This is a genomic window from Streptomyces sp. NBC_00094 (assembly GCF_026343125.1).
In the GTDB taxonomy this organism is placed as follows: Bacteria; Actinomycetota; Actinomycetes; order Streptomycetales; family Streptomycetaceae; genus Streptomyces.
In genome coordinates this window covers 296,987-316,187 of record NZ_JAPEMB010000001.1, presented here as the reverse complement: position 1 = coordinate 316,187, position 19,201 = coordinate 296,987, and the positions used below count along the sequence as shown (strand labels likewise).

Below are 19,201 nucleotides of genomic sequence, written 5' to 3'. Positions count from 1 at the left end.
GCGCCGGGGCACGTACCATGGCCGTATGTCCTTCCTCCGCCGCCGCAGCGCCGCCACACCCGCGGGTCCGGACTTCGACGTCCTGGCCATGGATCCGGGGGACTGGCCCGGCAATCTCGGCGCCGGTCTGCTGCCCGCGCCCGACGGCACCTGTCAGGGCGTCTTCCTCCGGTACGACCTGTTCGGCGGCCGCGGCCCCGCGATGATCATCGGCAACCTGCCCGAGGGCTCCCCGGCGCGGGAGCTCGCCGACGGGCAGATCCCCTTCGAGGTGGCCCAGCTCCTCGCCGCCCTGGAGAACGACGAGCCGGTCGAGGTGCTCGACACCGAGGACGTCCCCGTGATGCAGGGCGACAACCTCCTCATCGTCCGCCGCCTCAAGCTCTCCGAGAGCCGCATCTCCTGCGTGCAGTTCGACCGCAGCGACAACGTCCTCGTGACGATCGCCAGTTGGGACCGGCCGATCACCGACGACCTGTACGCGCTGCTCAAGCCGCTGCCCGCCGAGCTGTTCCAGCAGGGCTGACGGGGGAGCGGGGGCCGATGAGCGCGCGCGTCGACAGCTGGATCTGGGCGGTACGTCTCACGAAGACCCGCGCCCAGTCCGCCGCGGCCTGCCGGGCCGGGCACGTGAAGGTCAACGGCGAACGGGCCAAGCCCGCCCAGTCGGTGAAGCCCGGCGACGAGGTCCGGATCTTCCACGGCGGCCGGGAACGGATCGTCGAGATCAAGGAGTTGCACACCAAGCGGGTCGGCCCGCCCGTCGCCGTCGAGGCGTACGTGGACAACAGCCCGCCCCCGCCGCCCCGCGAGCAGGTGGCCGTCGCGGCGGTGCGCGACCGGGGTGCGGGCCGCCCGACCAAGCGGGAGCGCCGCGAGATCGACGACCTGCGCGGCCGACGCCCCTGACGCACACCCGCCACGTTCACACGAGGGCCGTCCCCGGGATCCCCCGGGGACGGCCCTCGTCGGTTTCTCAGCGCGGGGCGGAGCCGATCAGCGCGGCCACCCGCGCGGCCGAGGTGCCGAACCCCGTCGGACCCCGTCCCACCAGCGGGGTGCCGCTGCCCACGTGGACGTCCTCGGCGCCGTAACGCCGTACGTTCTGGTGCCAGTTGAGGATGCCCGCGAGCCAGTCCTCCAGCTCGCCCAGATATGCCTCGAAGGCCTCCCGACCCTTCCGGTCGAGGCCGAAGTCCTCGTACAGCACGGGCACTTCGTTCTTCTTCAGGTGCTCGTACTGACGCAGCCGGCCCCGCATCAGGTCGTCGACCATGGACACCGCCGTCGGGTAGTCGCAGTCGAAGAACTTCTGCAGGACGAGCACGCCGTTGTGTACCTCCCCCTCGACCTCGATCTCCTTCTGGTACGAGAACAGGTCGTTGGTGAGCGTCGCGTAGTCGGAGACCGAGTTCTCCAGAGCCCGTACCGTGCCCGTCCGGTAGATCTCGGCCGGCAGCGCCTCCGTGTGCCGCAGTCGGCACAGCAGCATCGTCAGCTCGGAACCGAAGGTGGTCCGGCGCATCTCGATGTAGTCGACGGGGTCGGGCACCCGGTGCTGCGCCTGGTTGTGCAGCTCCCAGAGCCAGCTGTCCAGCATCGCCTCAAGTGCCGTACGGAGCTGGGCCCGTGCCTCGGACCCCATCGGTCCCGCCGTCCGTGCCCAGAGATCGGCGAGGGAGACCTCCAGGGGGTGCGTGGCGAGCGCCGCCCCGGCCGCCGGATCCTCCACCGGCATGAAGGACTTGAGCCCGTCCGTGAACCGCTTGGCGCCGGTCAGGTCGCGCGGCCGCCCGAAGACGAGGGGGTAGTAGTCGTCCCCGTACGTCCCCCAGGTCAGCCACTCGGCACTGAGCTCCAGCTCCTCCGGGGTGGCGTCCGGGTCGAGCCCCGCCGAGCAGAGCGCGAAGTCGAAGCCCTCCAGCAGGGGCCGGTCCCAGATGTCGTTCAGGAGCCCCATGCGCTCGGCCCAGTCCACCGAGCGGCGCAGCGCCACCTGGTGGTGCGGGCTGAGCGTGAGCGGGTACGGCAGGTCGAACTCCGGCAGCAGCGAGGGCCCGACCCGCTGGTGCGGCACGTGCGTGAGCGTGCGCAGCCGGGACGCGGCCGGGCGGCCGAAGAGGGTCCGGATGTCGAGGGCGGAGGTGCCGAGGACCCCCTCGAACCACGAGGGGCCGCCGACCATCCCCTCGTTCATGTACCGGCTGGAGCGCATGTGCCACTCGTGTCCGCCGGACTGCCAGTCCTGCAGCCCCTTCGCGTACGCCGCCACGGCCGCGCACTCCGCCGGGTTCAGGCCCTTCTCCGCGGCGAGCACGGGCACCTCGGTCAGGGCCGTGTTCTCGAACTGCTGCAGCCGGGAGGTCAGCAGGTCGTTGACGGCGTCCGCCGCCTCCTGCGTCGTGCAGCCGAGGAAGCGCTCCAGGACCAGGACGCCGTTGCTGTTCTCGCCCTCGTCCTCCACCTCGCGCTGGTACGAGAAGAGGTCGTTGCGCAGGTGCACGGCGTCCGAGAAGGCGTCCCTGAGCACCCGCAGCGGCCGGGCGTACGCCACGTGCTCCGGGACCTCGGCCCCCGCCGCGTACTCGACGAGACCGGCCGACCAGGGCGCCCCGCCCACCTTGCGGCGCATCTCGATGTACTCGACGGGGTTGGCGATCCGCCCCTCGTTGATGTTGTCGAGCTCCCAGAGCGACTCGTAGAGCAGGTGCTCGGTCGCCTCGGCGAACCGCACGCGCCAGGCGTCGGACATCGACGGGATCGTCCGCCGCCAGAGGTCGGCCAGCCCCGCCTCGACGGGGTTGGTCGGCTCGGGCATGCCCGCCGCCGGGTCCGCCGGCATGAACATCGGCAGCCGGTCCAGATAGGTCTTACTGCCGGCCCGGTCCTGGGTGCGCTTGAAGATCTCCAGGAAGTGGTCGTCGAAGAAGAAGACCCACGTGTACCAGTCCGTGACGAGGTTCAGAGCCTCCTCGCCGCAGTCCGGGTGGGTGTACGAGCAGAGCAGCGCGTAGTCGTGGGAGTCGAGGTCGTGCTCCTCCCAGACACCGGAGCCCTCCAGCATCCCCATCTCCCGCGCCCAGTCCCGGGTGTGTGTGCGGGCGGTCTCCACATGGGGGTTGAGCCGGGCCGGATACGGAACATAGAAGTCCGGCATAACGAAGGGCTGAGGCATTTCCTGAGGGGCCTTCCGGTGAGCACGTGCGCTGACCGGCCCAGAGTTACCCGTCGCCCGGACGGCGCACGCGATCTTCCGAATAGTCGTATCAACGCCGAAGGGGTGGTGCCGGAGTGTCTCTCCGGCACCACCCCTCACCTTTCGGCCACGCCTCCGTCAGCTCTGGGAAACCCGCACGTCAGTGGCCTTCACAAAGGCCACCCGATGGCCGAACTGGATCTGGTAGTACTCCTCCTGCCCCCGGACGACCTGGTGCCCGCTGCTGTCGAACACCGGCGCGAAGTAGTACTCGCCCGGGGTGCGGTCACCCACCACGTACCGCTGCCCCGCGAGCAGCTTGTACGGCAGCGGCGACACCGACTGCACCGGAACCCCCGCCGGGTACGCCGAGGCCTCCGGGTAGGCCCGCCCGTAGACCGGCACCTCCGTCAGCCCGTCCCGGGGCGTCAGGACGAGCCCCCGCACGTTCACCGCCGTCGGCTCCGATCCCGGATTGTGGAACCACGCCTTCTGTCCGAGGTACCAGATCGCCGTCCAGTCGCCCTTCCGCTCGGCCACCGCGAAACTCTGCCCCGTCGAGGCGCGCGCCCCGGTGTCGTTCACGCCGGTGGTCGAGTCCTGCCCACCGGGCCGCAGCCCGATGTCCTTCACCAGGGGCGCGTCGGCGCTCGGAGCGGTGTGCAGGCGTACGGCCCCGCTCCCGTGCGGCGCACACACCTCGCCCGCCTTCACGCAGCCCGTGTAGACCGGCTGATGGGCGCTGTACTCGGGCCGGATCGTCACGATCCCGGCGGACGGACCGGCACTCGGCGTGAGGGGACGGCCGAGGAGCTGGAAGTAGTGCGCCCAGTCCCAGTAGGGACCCGGGTCCGTGTGCATGCCGCGAATCGTCGAGGTCACCGTCCCCGGCACGTTGTCGTGCCCCAGCACGTGCTGCCGGTCCAGCGGGATGTCGTACCGCTGGGCGAGGTACCGCACGAGCCGCGCCGAGGTCCGGTACATCGCCTCCGTGTACCAGGAGTCCGGCGAGGTCAGGAAGCCCTCGTGCTCAAGGCCCACCGACTTGGCGTTCACGAACCAGTTGCCCGCGTGCCAGCCGACGTCCTTGAGCGGCAGGTGCTGCGCGATGTGCCCGTCGGAGGAGCGCAGCGAGTACTGCCACGACACGTACGTCGGGTCCTGCACCAGCTTCAGGGTGACGTCCCAGACCGCCTCCGTGTCATGGATGACGATGTAGTCGACGGACTGGGACGAGGGCCTGTTCGCCTTGTCGTGGTTGCCGTAGTCGCCGTCGCCGAACTCCTCGTACGGCGCGGGGATCCATTCGCAGGCCACCGACCGCGGACACTCCACCGGACCGGCGGCGGGCCGCCGCAGCCCGAGCGCGTCGACCTGCCCGGTGGCGGGCACCACCGCCGGGGCGGCCGGGAGCGTCACCCGCTGGCCGCTGTCCGTCGTCCGGGACTCCCCGGTCCGGATCACGTCGAACACGTCGTTGGCGTACGTCGCCGCCGTCGCCGAGTCGTCGGCGCCCGAGTAGCGCGCCACCGCCCCGTACCAGTCGGCGGGGTCCGCGCTCGCCGGAAGCCCGGCCTCCCGCTGTGCCTCGGCGAGCAGCGCCGCCCCGCCCTCGATGTTCGCGGCCGTACCGGTCCGCAGTTCGTCGGCCGGGATCCCGGACAGCGCGGACGCCCGCTCCAGGGTCCGCAGCCGGCCGGGCAACGCCGCCGGCGCGGGCAGGGGAGCGTCCGCCGCCGTCCGGACCGTACGTGAGGAGTCGCCGCGCGCGTCCTCTTCCCCCTCCGAGTGGTGCGGGGCGGCCCCGGCGAGCGCCGTCACGGCGTCCGTCAGGTGCATCGGCCCGTATCCGCCGGTCACGCTCGGCGCACCGCCGTGGACGTCCCAGCGCGACTGCAGGTACGAGACGGCGAGGAGCACGCTCTCGGGTACGCCATGGCGCGCGGCCGCCCGCGCGAACTGCCCCTGCAGCGTCCCCGCCTCGGGCACCTCGGCGACGGCCGACGGAGCGGCGGACAGCAAGGGGAGCAGCAGGGCGACGGACGCGACGGCCCCGACCGCCCTCGGTACACGTCGGGGGTACGGATGCGGCGGTGACACACGTCTGCGGGGCGCGGAACGGAGCAAGGCAGCCTCCAGGGGCGGGGGGTGACGCGGGGGCGTGCGGGACCGAACCCGTACAGGGGTATCGGCTCCCGGACGATCCGTCAATCACGCCTGACCACGCGGAAGTTCCCACGTCAGGGGAGGAATGGAGGCCGTTCGGCGGAGTTTCGCGGAGACGGGTCCCGGGCCTGGGACGCGTCAGTGGAGTGGACCAATGGGGCCGCCGCCCGGGAGGTCCCGGCGGCGGACAAGACGGCGCGCCGTGTCCCGGTGTGTCGGCACCGGGACACGGCGCCCCACCCCCGTGTCGTCGGCCGGACCCGCGCCTTCAGCGCGTTCCGACCGCCGCGCGCACGGCCCGCCGTGCCATGGCGCAGTCGTCGTGCAGCCGCCTCAGCAGCAGCCGCTGTTCCTCACCGGCCGAGAGCGCTCCGGAAGGCACCGGGACGGTACCCGCCGGCGGAGCCTCCTTGATCGTGCGCTGCACGGCCGTCTCGTACGTACGGATCTCCCGTGTCAGCACGATCATCAGGTTCACCAGGAAGGCGTCCCGCGAGGCAGGACCGGCCTGCTGCGCGAGCTGGCTGATCTGGCGCCGGGCCAGCGGTGCGTCACCGAGCACCGCCCACAGGGTCGCCAGGTCGTATCCGGGCAGGTACCAGCCGGCGTGCTCCCAGTCGACGAGGACGGGACCGGCGGGGGAGAGGAGGATGTTGGAGAGCAGGGCGTCACCGTGGCAGAACTGCCCCATGCCCTGCCGCCCGCCCGCGTGCGCCAGGCCGTGCAGCAGCTTCTGCAGGTCGTCCCGGTCCCGGTCGGTGAGGAGACCGAGCTCGTGGTAGCGCGCGATCCGCGTCCCGTAGTCCAGCGGTGCGTCGAACGTTCCGGCCGGCGGCCGCCAGGCGTTGAGCCGGGCCACCGCACCCAGCGCGGCCCGCACGTCGGCCCGCGGCGGGGCCTCGACGGGGTGGCGCGAGAGCGCCGCCGCCCGCCCGGGCATCCGCTCGATCACCAGCGTGCAGTTCTCCGGGTCCGCGGCGATGAGCCGGGGCGCCCGCACCGGCGGGCGGTGGCGGACGAAGGAGCGGTAGGACGCTATCTCGTGCCGGAACCGCTCGACCCACGCGGGGGAGTGGTCCAGTAAACACTTCGCGACCGCCGTGGTCCGCCCGGTCGTCCCGACGATCAGGACCGAGCGGCCGCTGCGCCGCAGCACCTGTACCGGGTTGAACTCCGGGCAGATGCGATGGACCGAGGCGATCGCCATCTTGAGCTGCGCCCCCTGCGGGCCGGACAGATCGATTCTTCCGCTCACCGGCTGCGTGCCGGTGCCGCCCGTCCAGCGCCGGGGCCGTACGGCCTGGGGCACGGGGGCGAGGTACGGCCCGGCGCCCGCCGGGACGATGCGGTGCTGCGGCCGGGGCGGGGCGGACACGGAGGACGATGCTGTGTACATGGAGGTGACAGATCCCTTCGTGGTCCGACGAGTTGCGTGCGTCGCCCCGCCCGCCCCCGGTCCGCACCCTGGGGAATGAGGGCCGGTCGGCGGGGCGGGGTGGCGCATTCCTACCTGACACCCGGGCGCGGGTGGCGGAACATCGGGCGCACCCTGGCGAACCCTGGCGAATAGTCGCCAGCCCTATGACAGCGGGTTAGTGTCAACTCAGCCGAGAACCTGGGGGCTTAGACGTGACCGGACAAACCAACACCCGCCTGGCAGACCTGTTCGGCCTGGCCGGCTGGTCCAAGGGCGAACTCGCGAGACTCGTCAACCGGCAGGCGGCGGCCATGGGCCACCCCCAGCTGGCGACCGACACTTCGCGGGTGCGGCGGTGGATCGACCGGGGCGAGACCCCGCGCGATCCCGTCCCCCGGGTGCTGGCAGCACTGTTCACCGAGCGTCTCGGCCGTGTCGTGACCATCGAGGACCTCGGGTTCGAACGTCACGGGCGCGCCGGAAGAAGGCAGACCGTCAGGAGCGACGACAACCCTGACAACCTGCCCTGGCCCCCCGATCGTACGGCTGCGGTCCTCACCGAATTCACGGGAATGGACCTCATGCTCAACCGTCGCGGCCTGGTGGGCGCGGGTGCCGCGCTCGCCGCCGGCTCCGCACTCAGCAGCAGCATGTACGACTGGCTGCAGACCGACCCCGCACGCAAGGCCACCGCTCAGCGCGCCACCGATCCCCTCCACGCCGACCCCGCCGGGTTCGACCGCTATGAGGCCGCCCCCGTCGGGTCGGAGGAGATCGAGGCGCTGGAGTACTCGGTGGAGGTGTTCCGTGCCTGGGACGCCTCGCGCGGAGGCGGCCTCCAGCGCAAGGCCGTCGTGGGCCAGTTGAACGAGGTGGGCGGCATGCTCGCCTACCGCCACGCCGACCACCTCCAGCGGCGCCTCTGGGGCGTCGCCGCCAACCTGGCCGTCCTGGCGGGCTGGATGTCCCACGACGTCGGTCTCGAACCCACCGCGCAGAAGTACTTCGTCATCGCCGCCCACGCGGCCCGCGAGGGCGGCGACCGCCCCCGGGCCGGCGAGGCCCTCTCCCGGGCCGCCCGCCAGATGGTGCACCTGGGCCGGCCCGACGACGCCCTTGACCTGATGAAGCTGGCCAAGGCCGGCGCGGGCGAGCAGATGCTGCCGCGGACGCAGGCCATGCTGCACACCATCGAAGCCTGGGCACAGGCCTCGATGGGACGCGGGCAGGCCATGAAGCGGACGCTGGGCGAGGCCGAGGAGCTCTTCGTCTCCGATCGGGCGGACGTGGAACCGCCGAGCTGGATGCAGAACTTCGACGAGGCCGACATGCACGGCATGCAGGCCCTCGCCTACCGGACCCTCGCCGATCACGACGCCTCCGCGGCGGTCCCGGCACAGCGCCACGCCAGGCTCGCGCTCGAGCTGCGCCTGGACGGCCACAACCGCTCGAAGCTCTTCGACTTCATCTCGATGGCCTCGGCCTGCTTCATCGCGGACGACCCGGAACAGGCGGACCGGTACGCCCGGCTGGCCCTCGTCGCGATGGGGGAGACCTCGTCCCACCGGACCTGGCACCGGCTGCGCGAGATGTACCGGCTCACCGGCCACTACGCGGGCTACTCGAAGATCGCGGACCTGCGCCAGGAGATCGAACTGGCGCTTCCCAAGTCGCCGGTCAACCGCCCGAGGACCGGGCAGGCCTGAGCCCTTCGCGGGTGTACGGAGAAGACCCGGAACATGTCGGTGCTTCCGGGCCGCCGGGCCCCTGGACGACCCGGGACCGACCGAACGTCGACCCCGGTCCCGTCAGCGGCCGACCTGGACCACCATCACGCAGGCGTCGTCCTCGCGCTGTTCCTCACCGAACTCCTCGACCACCGCGCGCACGCACTCCTGCGCGTCCCGCGCCGCGATGAGCCGGGGCCCGAGGGCGAGCAGCCGCCGCGTGCCCGTGTCGTCGTGCACGCCGCTGCCACGGGTCAGTCCGTCCGTGTGCAGGACGAGCAGGTCACCGGCGAACAGCTGGGTCTGGGTCTCGCCGTACCGGCCGCCTGCCGTCGCCCCGAGGAGTACGCCCTCGGGCCGCCGGAGGGCGTACCCCGTGCCGTCGCGGAAGAGCAGCGGGGCGGGGTGGCCGGCCTGTGCCCAGGTCAGCGACTGGGCGACCGGATCGTAACGACAGCACATCGCACTGCCCAGCGCGGGCTGTACGGAGGTCTCCAGGAGCTGGTTGAGGTGGCCCATCAGGGCGCCGGGGCGGATCCCCGCCACGGCCATGCCGCGCAGCGCGCCGAGGAGCATGGCCATCGAGGAGGTCGCGGCGACCCCGTGGCCCGTCAGATCGCCGACGGTCAGCAGGGCGTCACCGTCGGGCAGGGCCAGCGCGTCGTACCAGTCGCCACCGATCAGACCCGTACTGGCGGCCGGAAGATAATGGGCCGCCACGTCGAGCGGAGCGGGACCGTCGTGGGCGAAGCGGAGCGAGCCGCGCCACGGCGGGAGCACCGCTTCCTGGAGCTCGACGGCGACCCGGCGCTCGGTGCGCTCGATCTGGCGGCTGCGCTCCAGGCTGTCGCGGCTCTCGCGGACGGCACGCTGGCTGCGCCGGAGCTCGCTGACGTCCCGGAGAACGGCCCACATGGAGGCGGTGCAGCCGTCGGCGTCGAGGACGGGCTCGCCGGTCATGTGCACGGTACGCACCCGGCCGTCGGTCCGCACGATCCGGAACTCGCCGTCGATCGGCTTCCCGTCGATCAGACAGTCCGTCACCATCGCCTGCAGGACGGGCTGGTCCTCGACGAAGACCATCGAGGGCATCTCGTCCAGCGACATGGGGCCGTTCTCCCGGGCGCGCCCGAAGATCTGGAACAGCTCCTCGGACCAGGAGACCTCGTCGGTGAGGAGGTTCCACTCGGCGCTGCCGACACGGGAGAGCAACGAGCCGGTGCGCGCCGGGGCGGCCTCGCCGTAGGCGGTGCCGGGGTCGATGGCGAGGGCGGTGTCCGGAGCAGCGTCGAGGACGGCGTCGACCTCGGCATCCGTCCCGACGTCCCCGGTGTCCGTACCGGGCGTGATCCCCTCGGGGACGCCGACCCGGAGCTGACCCAAGTGGGCTCCCAGGTCGTCGAGTTGGTGCACCGCGAGGTCGCAGAGGGCGCGCTGCCAGCGCTGCTGGGGGTCGTCGTCGTTCGTCGCGGCGTCCCGGCGGACGGCGTCCACTTCGCCACGCAGACGACGGGTCTGCGAGATCAGCGCGTCCACAGCACCCGGCTCCGGCGGCTGGGCGGGACGGTCCGCGAACAGATGGGACGGCATGTCGTACTCCGATACAGGCGCGGCGCGGCCAGGTGGGAAAGGTGGCCCCACGCACGACTGTTGCACAGCGCGGGAGAGCTCGTAAGGGATTTGGCAACACTCGATCCGGTGGTGCTTCCGACATATGCCAACGGCCCGGCGATTATCGGCCAGGACGCGACGCGTTACGGTGCGGGGGTGGTGAACGACGGCGGAAACGGCATGGTGAACACGTCCACGGCGGGTACGCGGGTGCGGGGAGTGAGCACGCGTACGAGCGACCGGGCGGGCGCCCACGCACCTGCGGACATACGTACGGAGGAGGGCATGGTGGGGACGGCGGTACTGCTCGCGGCCGCACCCGCCGGACGGGGCCGCGTCATGGACGCCGCGTCCGTGCTGCCGGCCCTCGCGGCCGTACCGCCCGCCGTTCTCACGGGCACGGCGACGGCCACCGTCGTCGAACTCGCCGACCCGCTGGACCCCCAGACCGTCCTCACCCGGCTGCGCGCGGCGGCGGCGGCCCCCGGCCCCCTCGTCCTCTTCCTCGCGGGCCAACTCCACCTGGACAAACGGCAGTACCTGCCCCACCTGGCTCTCGCCCGCACCACCGCGGCGACCCTGCGCTACACGGCGCTGCCCTGGCACTGGCTCGCCGGCGAACTCGGCGGACGGCCTCCCGGCACCACGACCGTCGTCGCCGACCTCGCGGCGGACTCCGACGTCTGGCAGCGCCTCGCCGCCGCCCCCGACCTGCTGCACCTGGGTCAGGGCCCGCTCCTGTACGGACGGGTCGTCCCCGCCCCGCGCCGCGGGGAGCCCACCACGCCCGAGTACCTCCGCGCCTGGGCGGAGCTGTGGCGCTCGGGCGCTCGGCCGCCCATGCCCGCGCTGCACGAAGAGGCCGCCATTCGGGCGGCGGCGCGTGCGAACCCGCCGGAGTCGTTGCTCCTGGCTCCGGCGCGACCGGTTGCCGTGGGGGCGGCTTCCATGGGATCGATTTCCTCGGGGGCGGCCTCGACGGCGGCCCAGGCCCCGATCCCGGCCCCGATCCCGGACCCGCACCCCGCGATCCTCGCCGCCGCCCGGGCCGGGCGGCACGGTGAGGCGGCGGCCGTCGCGGCCGCCTGGGAGCACGAGGCCCTGCGCCGCCACGGGCCCCGGTCCATCGAGGCCGTGCACTGGACGGAGGTGCGGGCCGACCTCGCCCGTCTCGCCGGGGACCCGGCCCGCAGTTGCGAACTGTGGCTGGTGGCGGCCGAGTTCAGGCTGGCCCTGGCCCAGCCCGCGGACGCCCCCGACGTCGAGGGGGCCGTGGACCGGGCCCACCACCAGTGGGAGCGGATCGCCGACCCCGCCAGGGCCCGCACCCTCGGCCCCACGCTCATCGCGCTGCGCGAGCGGGTCCCCGGCCGCCGTCCCGGAGCCCTCGCGGCGCTGCACCGCCGCATGGGCTGACCCCGACTCCCCACGGCACCGCGGTCCCTCCCCTTCTCCCTGAAAGGTCACTGCGTGAACTCCCCTGCCCCGGCGCCCCGTTCCCTCGCCACCGCCCAGCGCTCACTCCTCGACCCCTCCGTACGTCACCCCCTGTGGCCACCGCTCACCGAGGGCTGTCCCGTCACCTCCACCGACGAGATCGCGTACCCCCTGGACATCGACTACGCGTACGACGAGGTCCCCGCCGAGCTGTTCACGCGCCCGGCCGCCCACGGCCTCGACCGATGGGCGCCGCTTCTCCCGCCGCTGGCCGCCCCCGGCCTGGGCGAGGGCAACACCCCGTTGATCGAACTCCCCGACGGCATCTGGATCAAGGACGAGTCCCGCAACCCGACGTGGAGCCACAAGGACCGCCTCAACCGGGTCACCGTCAGCGCCGCCGTCGCCTCGGGCGCGCGGGGGATCGTCGTCTCCTCCTCCGGCAACCACGGAGCGGCGGCCGCCGCCTACGCGGCCCGCGCCGGACTGCCCTGCGCCGTCTTCACCTCCCCGCACGCCCCGCCCGCCGTCGCCTCCCACCTCCGCGCCTACGGGGCCACGGTCCTGACCGTCCCGTACGAGTCGGTCCGCCCGCTCATGCGCCGGATCGTCCACGAACTCGGCTTCCAGGCCGTCAGCAGCGTCACGGACACCGCCCACACCGGACACCCCTTCGGGCCGGAGGGCTACAAGACCCTCGCGTACGAGATCGCCCTCGACCTGGGCCGGGCACCGGCGGCGGTGCATCTCCCCACGGGATACGGAGAGTTGCTCTTCGGCGTGGCCAAGGGCTTCCAGGAACTGGCCAGGCTCGGCGTGACCGACTCCGTCCCCCGGATGTACGCGACCGAACCCGCCGCGGCCGGCGCACTCACGGAGGCCCTCCGCACCGGAAGCCCCGCCGTCCGGGTCCCCGTCCGCCCCACCGTGGCGTACGCCATCGACTGCGAGATCACCAGCTACCGAGGGATCCTCGCGGTCCGGACGACCGGGGGTGCGTCCCGCACGGTGACGGACGACGACATGCTGCGCGCCCGCCGGGAATTGGCGTCGCTGGGCCTCTGGTGCGAGACCTCGGCGGCGGCGGGCCTGGCCGGCCTGAGGACCCACGGACCGCAGGAGACCGAGGGCCCGGTGGTGTGCGTGGTCACGTCCAGCGGCTACAAGGACGTGACCACGGCGAGCGGGACGTTCGAGCCGACGCCGCCGGACTGGCCGTCGATCAAGGCCGCGCTGTCGGCCGAACCCGGGCACTGAGCGGCTGCTGCCTGAGGGCGAGGCGCCCGGGCTGAGATGATCGGGTCCATGCCCGTCTCCCCGGCCTCCGCCCACGCCGCGCCCCTCACCACCGACCGGCTGCTGCTGCGGCCCGTCCGCAGTGGCGACCTCCCGGCCGTGACCCGGCTGTGGACCGACCCCGACGTGCGGCACCACCTCGGCGGGCCCGTCATCGAGTCCGTCATCCGTATCCGGCAGCGCCGGATCGTCGGGGCGCCCGGGTTCCACGCCGTGATCCGGGCCGAGGACGACGTCCTGCTGGGGCTCGTCAGCGTGGAGCCGGGCGCGCGGCACGGGGAGACGGAGGTGTCGTACCAGTTCCTGCCCGAGCACTGGGGGAGGGGGTACGCCCGGGAGGCGGTCGGTGCGATCGTCGCGCGGGTCCTGGAGGGCACGCCGAGCGTCGTCGCGGTCACCCAGGAGGCCAACGACCGCTCGCGTCGTCTCCTGGAGGCCGTCGGTCTGGAGTACGCGGAGTCCTTCGTCGAGTGGGACGCCCACCAGGTCCTCTACCGCTTGCGCCGGGACTGACGGGCTGCCCCGCCCGCTCCGCCCTCAGCCCCGCTGCCCGCCCGCCGCGAGCGCGGCCACCGCCCGCTCCAGGCGCGCCGCCCTCGTCTTCTCCGTACGCGCCTGCCAGAGGCTCAGGATCACCAGATAGCGGTCGGTCTTCCCCAGGGTCTCGAAGGCCGCCGCGGCCCGTGGGTTCGCGGCCAGGGCCTCCGCCAGGTCGTCCGGGACGGTCGCGTCCTTCTGGGAGGGGTACGCGGCCTCCCACCGTCCGTCCGCCCGCGCCGCCCGGACCTCCGCGAGGCCCGGCTCGCGCATCCGGCCGGCGGCGGTGAGCGCCTCGACCTGGCGCACGTTGACCTGGGACCAGAGGCTGCGCGGCCGGCGCGGGGTGATCTTCTGGAGGTAGGTGCGCTCGTCGCGCGTGATGCGCTTGCCGGTGATCCAGCCGTAGACGAGCGTGCCGTCGAGGATCTCGTCCGCCGTCGGTGAGGGGAGGTCCGTGCCCTTCTTGGCGAGCAGCAGCCAGATGCCGGGGGTGTCCGCGTGGTGCGCTTCCAGCCAGGCCTCCAGCTCCTTCCCGTCGCCGAACGCGATGACCGCGAGCCCTTCGACCGTCTCCACCGGACAACCCCTCCCCGTACCGCCTGCGCCGTCGGCGATGCCGTCGGCGGCCTTCGTGCACACGATATTGTCAGCGGCCGGATTCCGGCCGGAACGTGCGTGCGATGTCGTCACGACCAGTCGGGATGCCTGCGACACCTACGCCGAGGAGTTCTGCCCCCATGTCCTTCCTGGTGATCGGCGAGTGCGTCGCCGACATCGTCCGCACCCCCGCGGGGTCCGGCGTCGCCGACCGCGTCCATCCCGGCGGGAGCCCGGCCAACGTGGCCTACGGCCTGGCCCGCCTGGGCCGGGACGTCACCCTGCTCACCCAGCTCGCCGACGATTCCGCCGGACGGCTGATCGCGGACCACCTGCGGGGCGCGGGGGTACGGATCACCCTCGGCGGCACCCCCGCGCGCACCCCGTCGGCGGTCGTGGGCCTCGACGGCCGGGGCCAGGCCACGTACGCCTTCGACATCGCCTGGACCCTGGAGGCCGGGGAGCCGGCCGACGCGACACCCGCCCGCGTGGCGCCCGCGCACGTGCACATCGGCTCGATCGCCGCCGTCACCGCCCCCGGTGCGGACACGGTGCTCGCCGAGACCGAGCGGCTCCGGGACCGGGCCACCGTCAGCTACGACCCCAACGTCCGCCCGAAGCTGATGGGGGAGCACGCGGAGGCCGTCGCCCGGGTCGAGCGCTGCGTCGCCCTCAGCGACCTCGTGAAGGCGAGCGACGAGGACCTGGCCTGGCTGTACCCGGGCCGGCAGCCGCACGCGATCGCGGCCCGGTGGCTCTCCCTCGGTCCTGCCGTCGTCCTGGTCACCCGGGGCGCGGACGGCTCGCTCGCCGTGACCCGGCACCACACCGTCACCGCCGGGGCGCCGCCGGTCCCCGTCGTCGACACCGTCGGCGCGGGCGACTCCTTCATGTCCGCCGTACTGGACACCCTGGCCGGGAGGGACCGGTCGGCGCTCGGCGGGCTCTCCGCCGACGAGCTCGCCGGGCTGCTCGCTCGGGCCGGGGCGGCGGCGGCCGTCACCGTCTCCCGGGCCGGCGCCCAGCCGCCCGACCGCGCTGAACTCGACGCGATCAGGCAGGAGTTCGGCCTCAGGTCCGGGCGTGTGTCGTGATGTCCGAGGCGAACTGCTCGACCATCTCCGGGGTGACGGTCGGCCGGCACTGCGCGATGGCCTCCAGGTAGTCCGCCGTGGACGCCCCGGGCGCCGGGGCGTCCGCACCCCGGCCGCCGACCGCGACGAGGTCCCGCTCGAAGGAGGCCTGGGCGGCGATCCGGGCCGCGTGCTCGATGTCGGCCGGGGTGAACAGATCGCTCGCCAGGACGAGTTCGTCGATGTCGACGTCCGTACGCCCGTCCGTGTAGCGGGCCCAGATCGCGGCGCGCGCCACCTTGTCCGGCGTACCGATCGGGATGAGGTAGTCGAAGCGGCCGGGGCGCAGGAACGCCGGGTCGAGGGAGCGGATCGAGTTGGTGGCGCAGACGAGCAGCCGCTCGTCCCGCTCCCGGAACCCCGGTATCAGCTTGAGGAGTTCGTTGGTCACACCGTGCATCCCACCGGGCTGCGCGGGCTCCGAGCGGACCGGGGCGATCTCCTCGACCTCGTCGATGAAGACGAGGACCCGCTCCAGCTCGGCGATCCGGGCGAACGCCGACCGCAGGGCGGCGGCGAGGTTCCCCTCGTCGGCGAGGCGGGACGGCAGGATCTCCACGAAGGGCCAGCCGAGTCGGGAGGCGATACCCCGCGCGAAGGTGGTCTTCCCGGTGCCGGGCGGACCGAAGAGACAGACCGCGCGCGGCGGCCGCACCCCGTGCCGGGTGGCCCGCTCGGGCTCCGCGAGGGGCAGCACGACCCGGCGCTCGATGAGGTCCTTCTCCCGCTCCATCCCGGCGACCTTCGCCCACAGATCGCCGGGGAGCAGCCGCCCGCCCAGGTCGTCGAGGAGGCCGGCGGCCGGTCCGTGCAGGGGCTCCACCTTCTCGAAGTACGCGACGGCCGGCTGACGGGTGTACCCGGCGTTCAGGAGGCCCTCGCCGAGGAGTTCCTCCTCCGGCAGGACGTACGCGATCCGCCCGACCCGGGCGGCCACGAGCCGTCGCTCCAGCTCCACGAGCAGGGCGCTCGCCAGACCTCGGCCGCGCCACGCGGAGGAGATCGCGATCCGCATCACCCATGCCCGCTCGCCGGACACACAGGCGAGCGCGGCACCGATGGGTACGCCCTGATGGACGGCGACGACGGCCGGCTCCCGGGAGGTGAGGGCCCCGATGCACTCGGCGAGCGAGAACACCGACTCCTGGCCGAGCTCGGCCGTGGTGTCGATCAGGTGGACGACGGCGGCGAGATCGCTCTCGCGGTAGTCGTGGATGTGCCAGTTCACGGGTGGTACCGCCCCTCGTTGGTGCCCTTGTGGTGAGGCTAGGCGCGGCTGTCGGCACCGGTCGTGCGCCGCCGTGCACAAGCCGGTGCGGACGAACGCTCCGTACCGGCTCTATGCGGCGGGACGCGTGAGGGCCCGCGGAAGGATCGCCTTCCGGGGGCCCTCACACGTCGTACGTCAGTGGGCTCAGGACGCCTTGGGGTCGGCGCCGTAGGCGTTGGGGTGGGCGTCGCCCTCGATGACCGTGAACACCAGCAGGACGATGCCGCCCACGAACGGGACGAGGGCGATGAGGTACCACCAGCCGGAGCGGCCGGTGTCGTGGAGGCGGCGGACGGTGACGCCGAGGGAGGGCAGGAGGGTGGCGAGACCGTAGATGCCGACGAGCACCGGGTACGTGCCGAGCGAGAAATCGATGATCGCGAGGACGAGCACCGCGATCAAGGTGAACAGGGAGTACATCCAGTACTCCTTGCGGCGCGCGCGTCCGGTGAAGTCCGCGTATCTCTTCAGAACGTCGAGGTACCAGTTCACTTTTCCCCCAAGGACTGGGTGGCGAGCGGGATCCTGTCCCGGTGGGAGAAGTTTTGCGCAGAACGTGGGGGTGGAAACCCGGCGGGGCGATCCGTTATCCGGTAGTGGCCGTTCACTGACATGACGCAGTGAACGGCGGCGCCTCCAGGGATGGGAGGGGCCGCCGTTCCGGGGGTGAACTCAGAACGTCACGTCCTTCTCTTGGTCATGAGCAGTCCGCCGGCGGTGAGGGAGAACAGGCAGACGCACGCGCCGGTGATCACGTTGCTCAGGATCATGCCGGTGTCGGGGTTCCGCGTGACCACCCACGGGGCGACGATCAGCCATGCGCCCATGAGCAGTACGACGAAGTTCAGGTCCTGTGACCGTTCCGGAGCAATCGACATGCACAGGCCGAGTGCGGCGAGTGCGATACCGACGACCAGATTGGTGATGGCCAGTTCCGGTCGGGCGGCGGAGAAGTGAACCGTCCACGCGGAGATCGCGGCGTAGATTCCGGCGAGGATCACGAGTTCCTCGACCGCCGCGACGCCTCGTGTCTGGAGCATGCGGGCATAACGGTCCCGCATTTCCGAGGCATCGGGGTGTCCCGCGATATCACCAGGACGGTGAGAGACGTCGGCCATACGACTCGCCTCCTTTTGGCGTCATGCACGTCTGACCGCGCTTGCGGCAATCCTGCCGCTGCTCCATTGTGCGCTTATCTGGCCTTTATGTGTAGATCTGTCCGGTAGGGGAAGCGCACAGAATTTGCGGCACGAATATGCCGGAATTCACCAAAGAGACGAACGTGCGACCGGCTGCGGTGTGCCGGGTGCCCCGCGCCGTTCCGGCGTAGCCTGGAAGTGGACTCGGGGCCCGACCCCTGCACGCCGGGAGAGCGCGATGGCCGGCATCGTACGGAGAAGCTTCGATTCAGCGGACGAGACCCGTCCCTTCGAGGACGGCAAGGGCAGGCTCGACCTGCTCAACGGGGAGCGCGGTGCCGTCGGCCGCGCCGTGTTCGAGCCGGGCTGGCAGTGGTCCAAGCACGTGAAGCCGATCGTCGGCACCGACAGCTGCCAGGCGTCACACGTCGGGTACGTCGTCAGCGGCCGGATGAAGGTCGTCATGGACGACGGCGAGTCGGTGGAGTTCGGCGCCGGTGACTTCATGGAGGTCAAGCCCGGACACGACGCCTGGGTCCTCGGCGACGACCCCTGCGTGGCCCTCGACTGGGTGGGGTTCGGCGACTACGCCCAGCGGCCCGGTTCCTGACCGCTTCCGCCTCCGTGGCACCCCGGACCGTACGGGGACGGTCCGGGGTGCCGCCGAGCGGGTGGTCACACCGCGGCGGGCTCCGCCGTCGACGCGCCGGAGGCGATGCCGAACGCCGGGTCCGGTACGGACTCGGGCGCGAGGAGCACCGAGGAGGCGCCGTCCACGCCGACCGGCACGTCCCCGTCGATGGTCACCCGGCGGAGCTTCCGCTCGTGGTCGTCGGAGTCGTCCACGCCGTAGTGCTGGGTGGCGCGGTTGTCCCAGATGGCCACGTCGCCGACCTGCCACTGCCAGCGCACGGTGTTCTCCGGACGCTCGACGTGCGACTGGAAGAGCGCGAGCAGGGCGCGGGAGTCGGCGCCCGTCAGGCCGCTGATCCGCTGGACGAAGTTGCCCAGCAGCAGGGTCCGTTCGCCGGTCTCCGGGTGGACCCGTACGACCGGGTGCTCGGTCAGGTACTTCGTCGACGCGAAGACCTCGCGGAAGCGCGCGAGCTGTTCGGGCAGGACGCCCGGGCGCAGGGCCGCGTAGTCGTAGTCGTTGGAGTGCACCGCGCGCAGGCTGTCGGCGAGCGCGCGCAGCGGCTCGGGGAGCTTGGCGTACGCCGTCGCGGTGTTGGCCCAGAGGGTGTTGCCGCCGTACGGCGGGATGGTCACCGCGCGCAGGATCGAGAAGGCGGGGTAGGCCGGCACGAAGGTCACGTCGGTGTGCCACTGGTTGGCCCGGGCGCCGTGGTCGGAGTCGATCGGGAAGGAGTAACGGCCGTCGACGGAGGGGACGGTGGGGTGGGCGACGGGCGTGCCGAGGAGCTTGCCGAAGGCCTCGTGGGACTCCTCGTCCAGGTGGTCCTGGCCCCGGAAGAAGACGACCTTGTGGGCGAGGAGCGCGGCGCGGATCTCGGCGACGGTCTCCGCCGGGAGGTCGCCGCCGAGGCGGACGCCGGAGATGACGGCGCCGAGGCGGCCGCCGACCTTCTGGACGGTGACGGTGGTGGTGGCGGTCGACATGGTGGTGGGGTCCTTTCGGGGGTTCCGGGAGTGCTCCGGAATTAATTTCGGA

Annotated in this window: 17 protein-coding genes; 8 read left to right on the top strand and 9 right to left on the bottom strand. The window is 72.4% G+C overall.

Translation table 11 applies throughout. From position 1 onward, the window contains the following. Positions 1 to 25: 25 nt before the first annotated feature. Positions 26 to 526, top strand: coding sequence for a hypothetical protein (locus OG580_RS01490; protein WP_267041804.1), 501 nt, complete (start codon positions 26 to 28; stop codon positions 524 to 526). Between the two features lie 17 nt (positions 527 to 543). Then, a complete protein-coding gene (locus OG580_RS01485) occupies positions 544 to 909 on the top strand; it encodes an RNA-binding S4 domain-containing protein (RefSeq protein ID WP_267041803.1) in 366 nt (121 codons plus the stop codon). A 67-nt stretch (positions 910 to 976) separates the two neighbouring features. Here the strand turns inward: OG580_RS01485 and OG580_RS01480 are convergent, their stop codons facing one another. The 3 genes from OG580_RS01480 to OG580_RS01470 all read right to left on the bottom strand — a co-directional run bounded on the left by OG580_RS01480 (position 977) and on the right by OG580_RS01470 (position 6,758). Continuing rightward, positions 977 to 3,175, bottom strand: a complete 2,199-nt coding sequence (locus tag OG580_RS01480; protein ID WP_267041802.1) for a germacradienol/geosmin synthase — start codon at positions 3,173 to 3,175, stop codon at positions 977 to 979. A 159-nt stretch (positions 3,176 to 3,334) separates the two neighbouring features. Next, entirely contained in the window at positions 3,335 to 5,218 is a 1,884-nt protein-coding gene (locus OG580_RS01475) for an N-acetylmuramoyl-L-alanine amidase (RefSeq protein WP_267041801.1), read from the bottom strand. Between the two features lie 412 nt (positions 5,219 to 5,630). After that, on the bottom strand, positions 5,631 to 6,758 hold the full coding sequence (locus OG580_RS01470) for an aminoglycoside phosphotransferase family protein (RefSeq protein ID WP_267041799.1): 1,128 nt from the start codon (positions 6,756 to 6,758) through the stop codon (positions 5,631 to 5,633). 233 nt (positions 6,759 to 6,991) lie between these two features. Between OG580_RS01470 and OG580_RS01465 the strand changes: the two genes are divergently transcribed. Continuing rightward, the gene (locus OG580_RS01465) at positions 6,992 to 8,485 is read left to right on the top strand and encodes a hypothetical protein (RefSeq protein WP_267041798.1); all 1,494 of its coding nucleotides are present in this window, start codon (positions 6,992 to 6,994) and stop codon (positions 8,483 to 8,485) included. A gap of 102 nt (positions 8,486 to 8,587) precedes the next feature. On the opposite strand, the gene OG580_RS01460 is transcribed toward OG580_RS01465, so the two are convergent. Then, on the bottom strand, positions 8,588 to 10,096 hold the full coding sequence (locus OG580_RS01460; RefSeq protein ID WP_267041797.1) for a PP2C family protein-serine/threonine phosphatase: 1,509 nt from the start codon (positions 10,094 to 10,096) through the stop codon (positions 8,588 to 8,590). 306 nt (positions 10,097 to 10,402) lie between these two features. On the opposite strand from OG580_RS01460, the gene OG580_RS01455 reads away from it, so the two are divergent. Genes OG580_RS01455 through OG580_RS01445 form a run of 3 tightly spaced genes read left to right on the top strand, consistent with a single transcriptional unit; the run spans position 10,403 to position 13,363 of the window. Continuing rightward, positions 10,403 to 11,533, top strand: a complete 1,131-nt coding sequence (locus OG580_RS01455; RefSeq protein ID WP_267047852.1) for a hypothetical protein — start codon at positions 10,403 to 10,405, stop codon at positions 11,531 to 11,533. 54 nt (positions 11,534 to 11,587) lie between these two features. After that, entirely contained in the window at positions 11,588 to 12,811 is a 1,224-nt protein-coding gene (locus tag OG580_RS01450; protein WP_267041796.1) for a pyridoxal-phosphate dependent enzyme, read from the top strand. A 48-nt stretch (positions 12,812 to 12,859) separates the two neighbouring features. Continuing rightward, complete coding sequence (locus tag OG580_RS01445; protein WP_267041795.1) at positions 12,860 to 13,363, top strand: GNAT family N-acetyltransferase; 504 nt, start codon at positions 12,860 to 12,862, stop codon at positions 13,361 to 13,363. Positions 13,364 to 13,387: 24 nt separating this feature from the next. On the opposite strand, the gene OG580_RS01440 is transcribed toward OG580_RS01445, so the two are convergent. Then, the gene (locus OG580_RS01440; RefSeq protein ID WP_267041794.1) at positions 13,388 to 13,966 is read right to left on the bottom strand and encodes a YdeI family protein; all 579 of its coding nucleotides are present in this window, start codon (positions 13,964 to 13,966) and stop codon (positions 13,388 to 13,390) included. A 161-nt stretch (positions 13,967 to 14,127) separates the two neighbouring features. On the opposite strand from OG580_RS01440, the gene OG580_RS01435 reads away from it, so the two are divergent. Continuing rightward, complete coding sequence (locus tag OG580_RS01435) at positions 14,128 to 15,081, top strand: carbohydrate kinase (RefSeq protein WP_267041793.1); 954 nt, start codon at positions 14,128 to 14,130, stop codon at positions 15,079 to 15,081. Here OG580_RS01435 and OG580_RS01430 read toward each other — a convergent pair. The 3 genes from OG580_RS01430 to OG580_RS01420 all read right to left on the bottom strand — a co-directional run bounded on the left by OG580_RS01430 (position 15,059) and on the right by OG580_RS01420 (position 17,430). Further along, the gene (locus OG580_RS01430) at positions 15,059 to 16,348 is read right to left on the bottom strand and encodes an ATP-binding protein (protein ID WP_267041792.1); all 1,290 of its coding nucleotides are present in this window, start codon (positions 16,346 to 16,348) and stop codon (positions 15,059 to 15,061) included. The two genes, OG580_RS01435 and OG580_RS01430, sit on opposite strands and share 23 nt — an antisense overlap. Positions 16,349 to 16,534: 186 nt before the next feature. Then, entirely contained in the window at positions 16,535 to 16,882 is a 348-nt protein-coding gene (locus tag OG580_RS01425; protein WP_267041791.1) for a DUF805 domain-containing protein, read from the bottom strand. Between the two features lie 188 nt (positions 16,883 to 17,070). Continuing rightward, the gene (locus OG580_RS01420) at positions 17,071 to 17,430 is read right to left on the bottom strand and encodes an SPW repeat protein (protein ID WP_267041790.1); all 360 of its coding nucleotides are present in this window, start codon (positions 17,428 to 17,430) and stop codon (positions 17,071 to 17,073) included. Between the two features lie 337 nt (positions 17,431 to 17,767). On the opposite strand from OG580_RS01420, the gene OG580_RS01415 reads away from it, so the two are divergent. Beyond that, positions 17,768 to 18,139: a cupin domain-containing protein gene (locus tag OG580_RS01415; protein WP_267041789.1), complete on the top strand. Its 372-nt coding sequence runs from the start codon at positions 17,768 to 17,770 to the stop codon at positions 18,137 to 18,139. 65 nt (positions 18,140 to 18,204) lie between these two features. On the opposite strand, the gene OG580_RS01410 is transcribed toward OG580_RS01415, so the two are convergent. After that, positions 18,205 to 19,149: a TauD/TfdA family dioxygenase gene (locus OG580_RS01410; protein ID WP_267041788.1), complete on the bottom strand. Its 945-nt coding sequence runs from the start codon at positions 19,147 to 19,149 to the stop codon at positions 18,205 to 18,207. Positions 19,150 to 19,201: the final 52 nt, after the last annotated feature.

Coding starts and splice junctions, on each gene's coding strand:
- OG580_RS01445 (WP_267041795.1), top strand. CDS start 12,860: ATGCCCGTCTCCCCGGCCTCCGCCCACGCCGCGCCCCTCACCACCGAC.
- OG580_RS01420 (WP_267041790.1), bottom strand. CDS start 17,430: ATGCTCCAGACACGAGGCGTCGCGGCGGTCGAGGAACTCGTGATCCTC.
- OG580_RS01410 (WP_267041788.1), bottom strand. CDS start 19,149: ATGTCGACCGCCACCACCACCGTCACCGTCCAGAAGGTCGGCGGCCGC.
- OG580_RS01435 (WP_267041793.1), top strand. CDS start 14,128: ATGTCCTTCCTGGTGATCGGCGAGTGCGTCGCCGACATCGTCCGCACC.
- OG580_RS01460 (WP_267041797.1), bottom strand. CDS start 10,096: ATGCCGTCCCATCTGTTCGCGGACCGTCCCGCCCAGCCGCCGGAGCCG.
- OG580_RS01455 (WP_267047852.1), top strand. CDS start 10,403: ATGGTGGGGACGGCGGTACTGCTCGCGGCCGCACCCGCCGGACGGGGC.
- OG580_RS01415 (WP_267041789.1), top strand. CDS start 17,768: ATGGCCGGCATCGTACGGAGAAGCTTCGATTCAGCGGACGAGACCCGT.
- OG580_RS01490 (WP_267041804.1), top strand. CDS start 26: ATGTCCTTCCTCCGCCGCCGCAGCGCCGCCACACCCGCGGGTCCGGAC.
- OG580_RS01485 (WP_267041803.1), top strand. CDS start 544: ATGAGCGCGCGCGTCGACAGCTGGATCTGGGCGGTACGTCTCACGAAG.
- OG580_RS01470 (WP_267041799.1), bottom strand. CDS start 6,758: ATGTACACAGCATCGTCCTCCGTGTCCGCCCCGCCCCGGCCGCAGCAC.
- OG580_RS01480 (WP_267041802.1), bottom strand. CDS start 3,175: ATGCCTCAGCCCTTCGTTATGCCGGACTTCTATGTTCCGTATCCGGCC.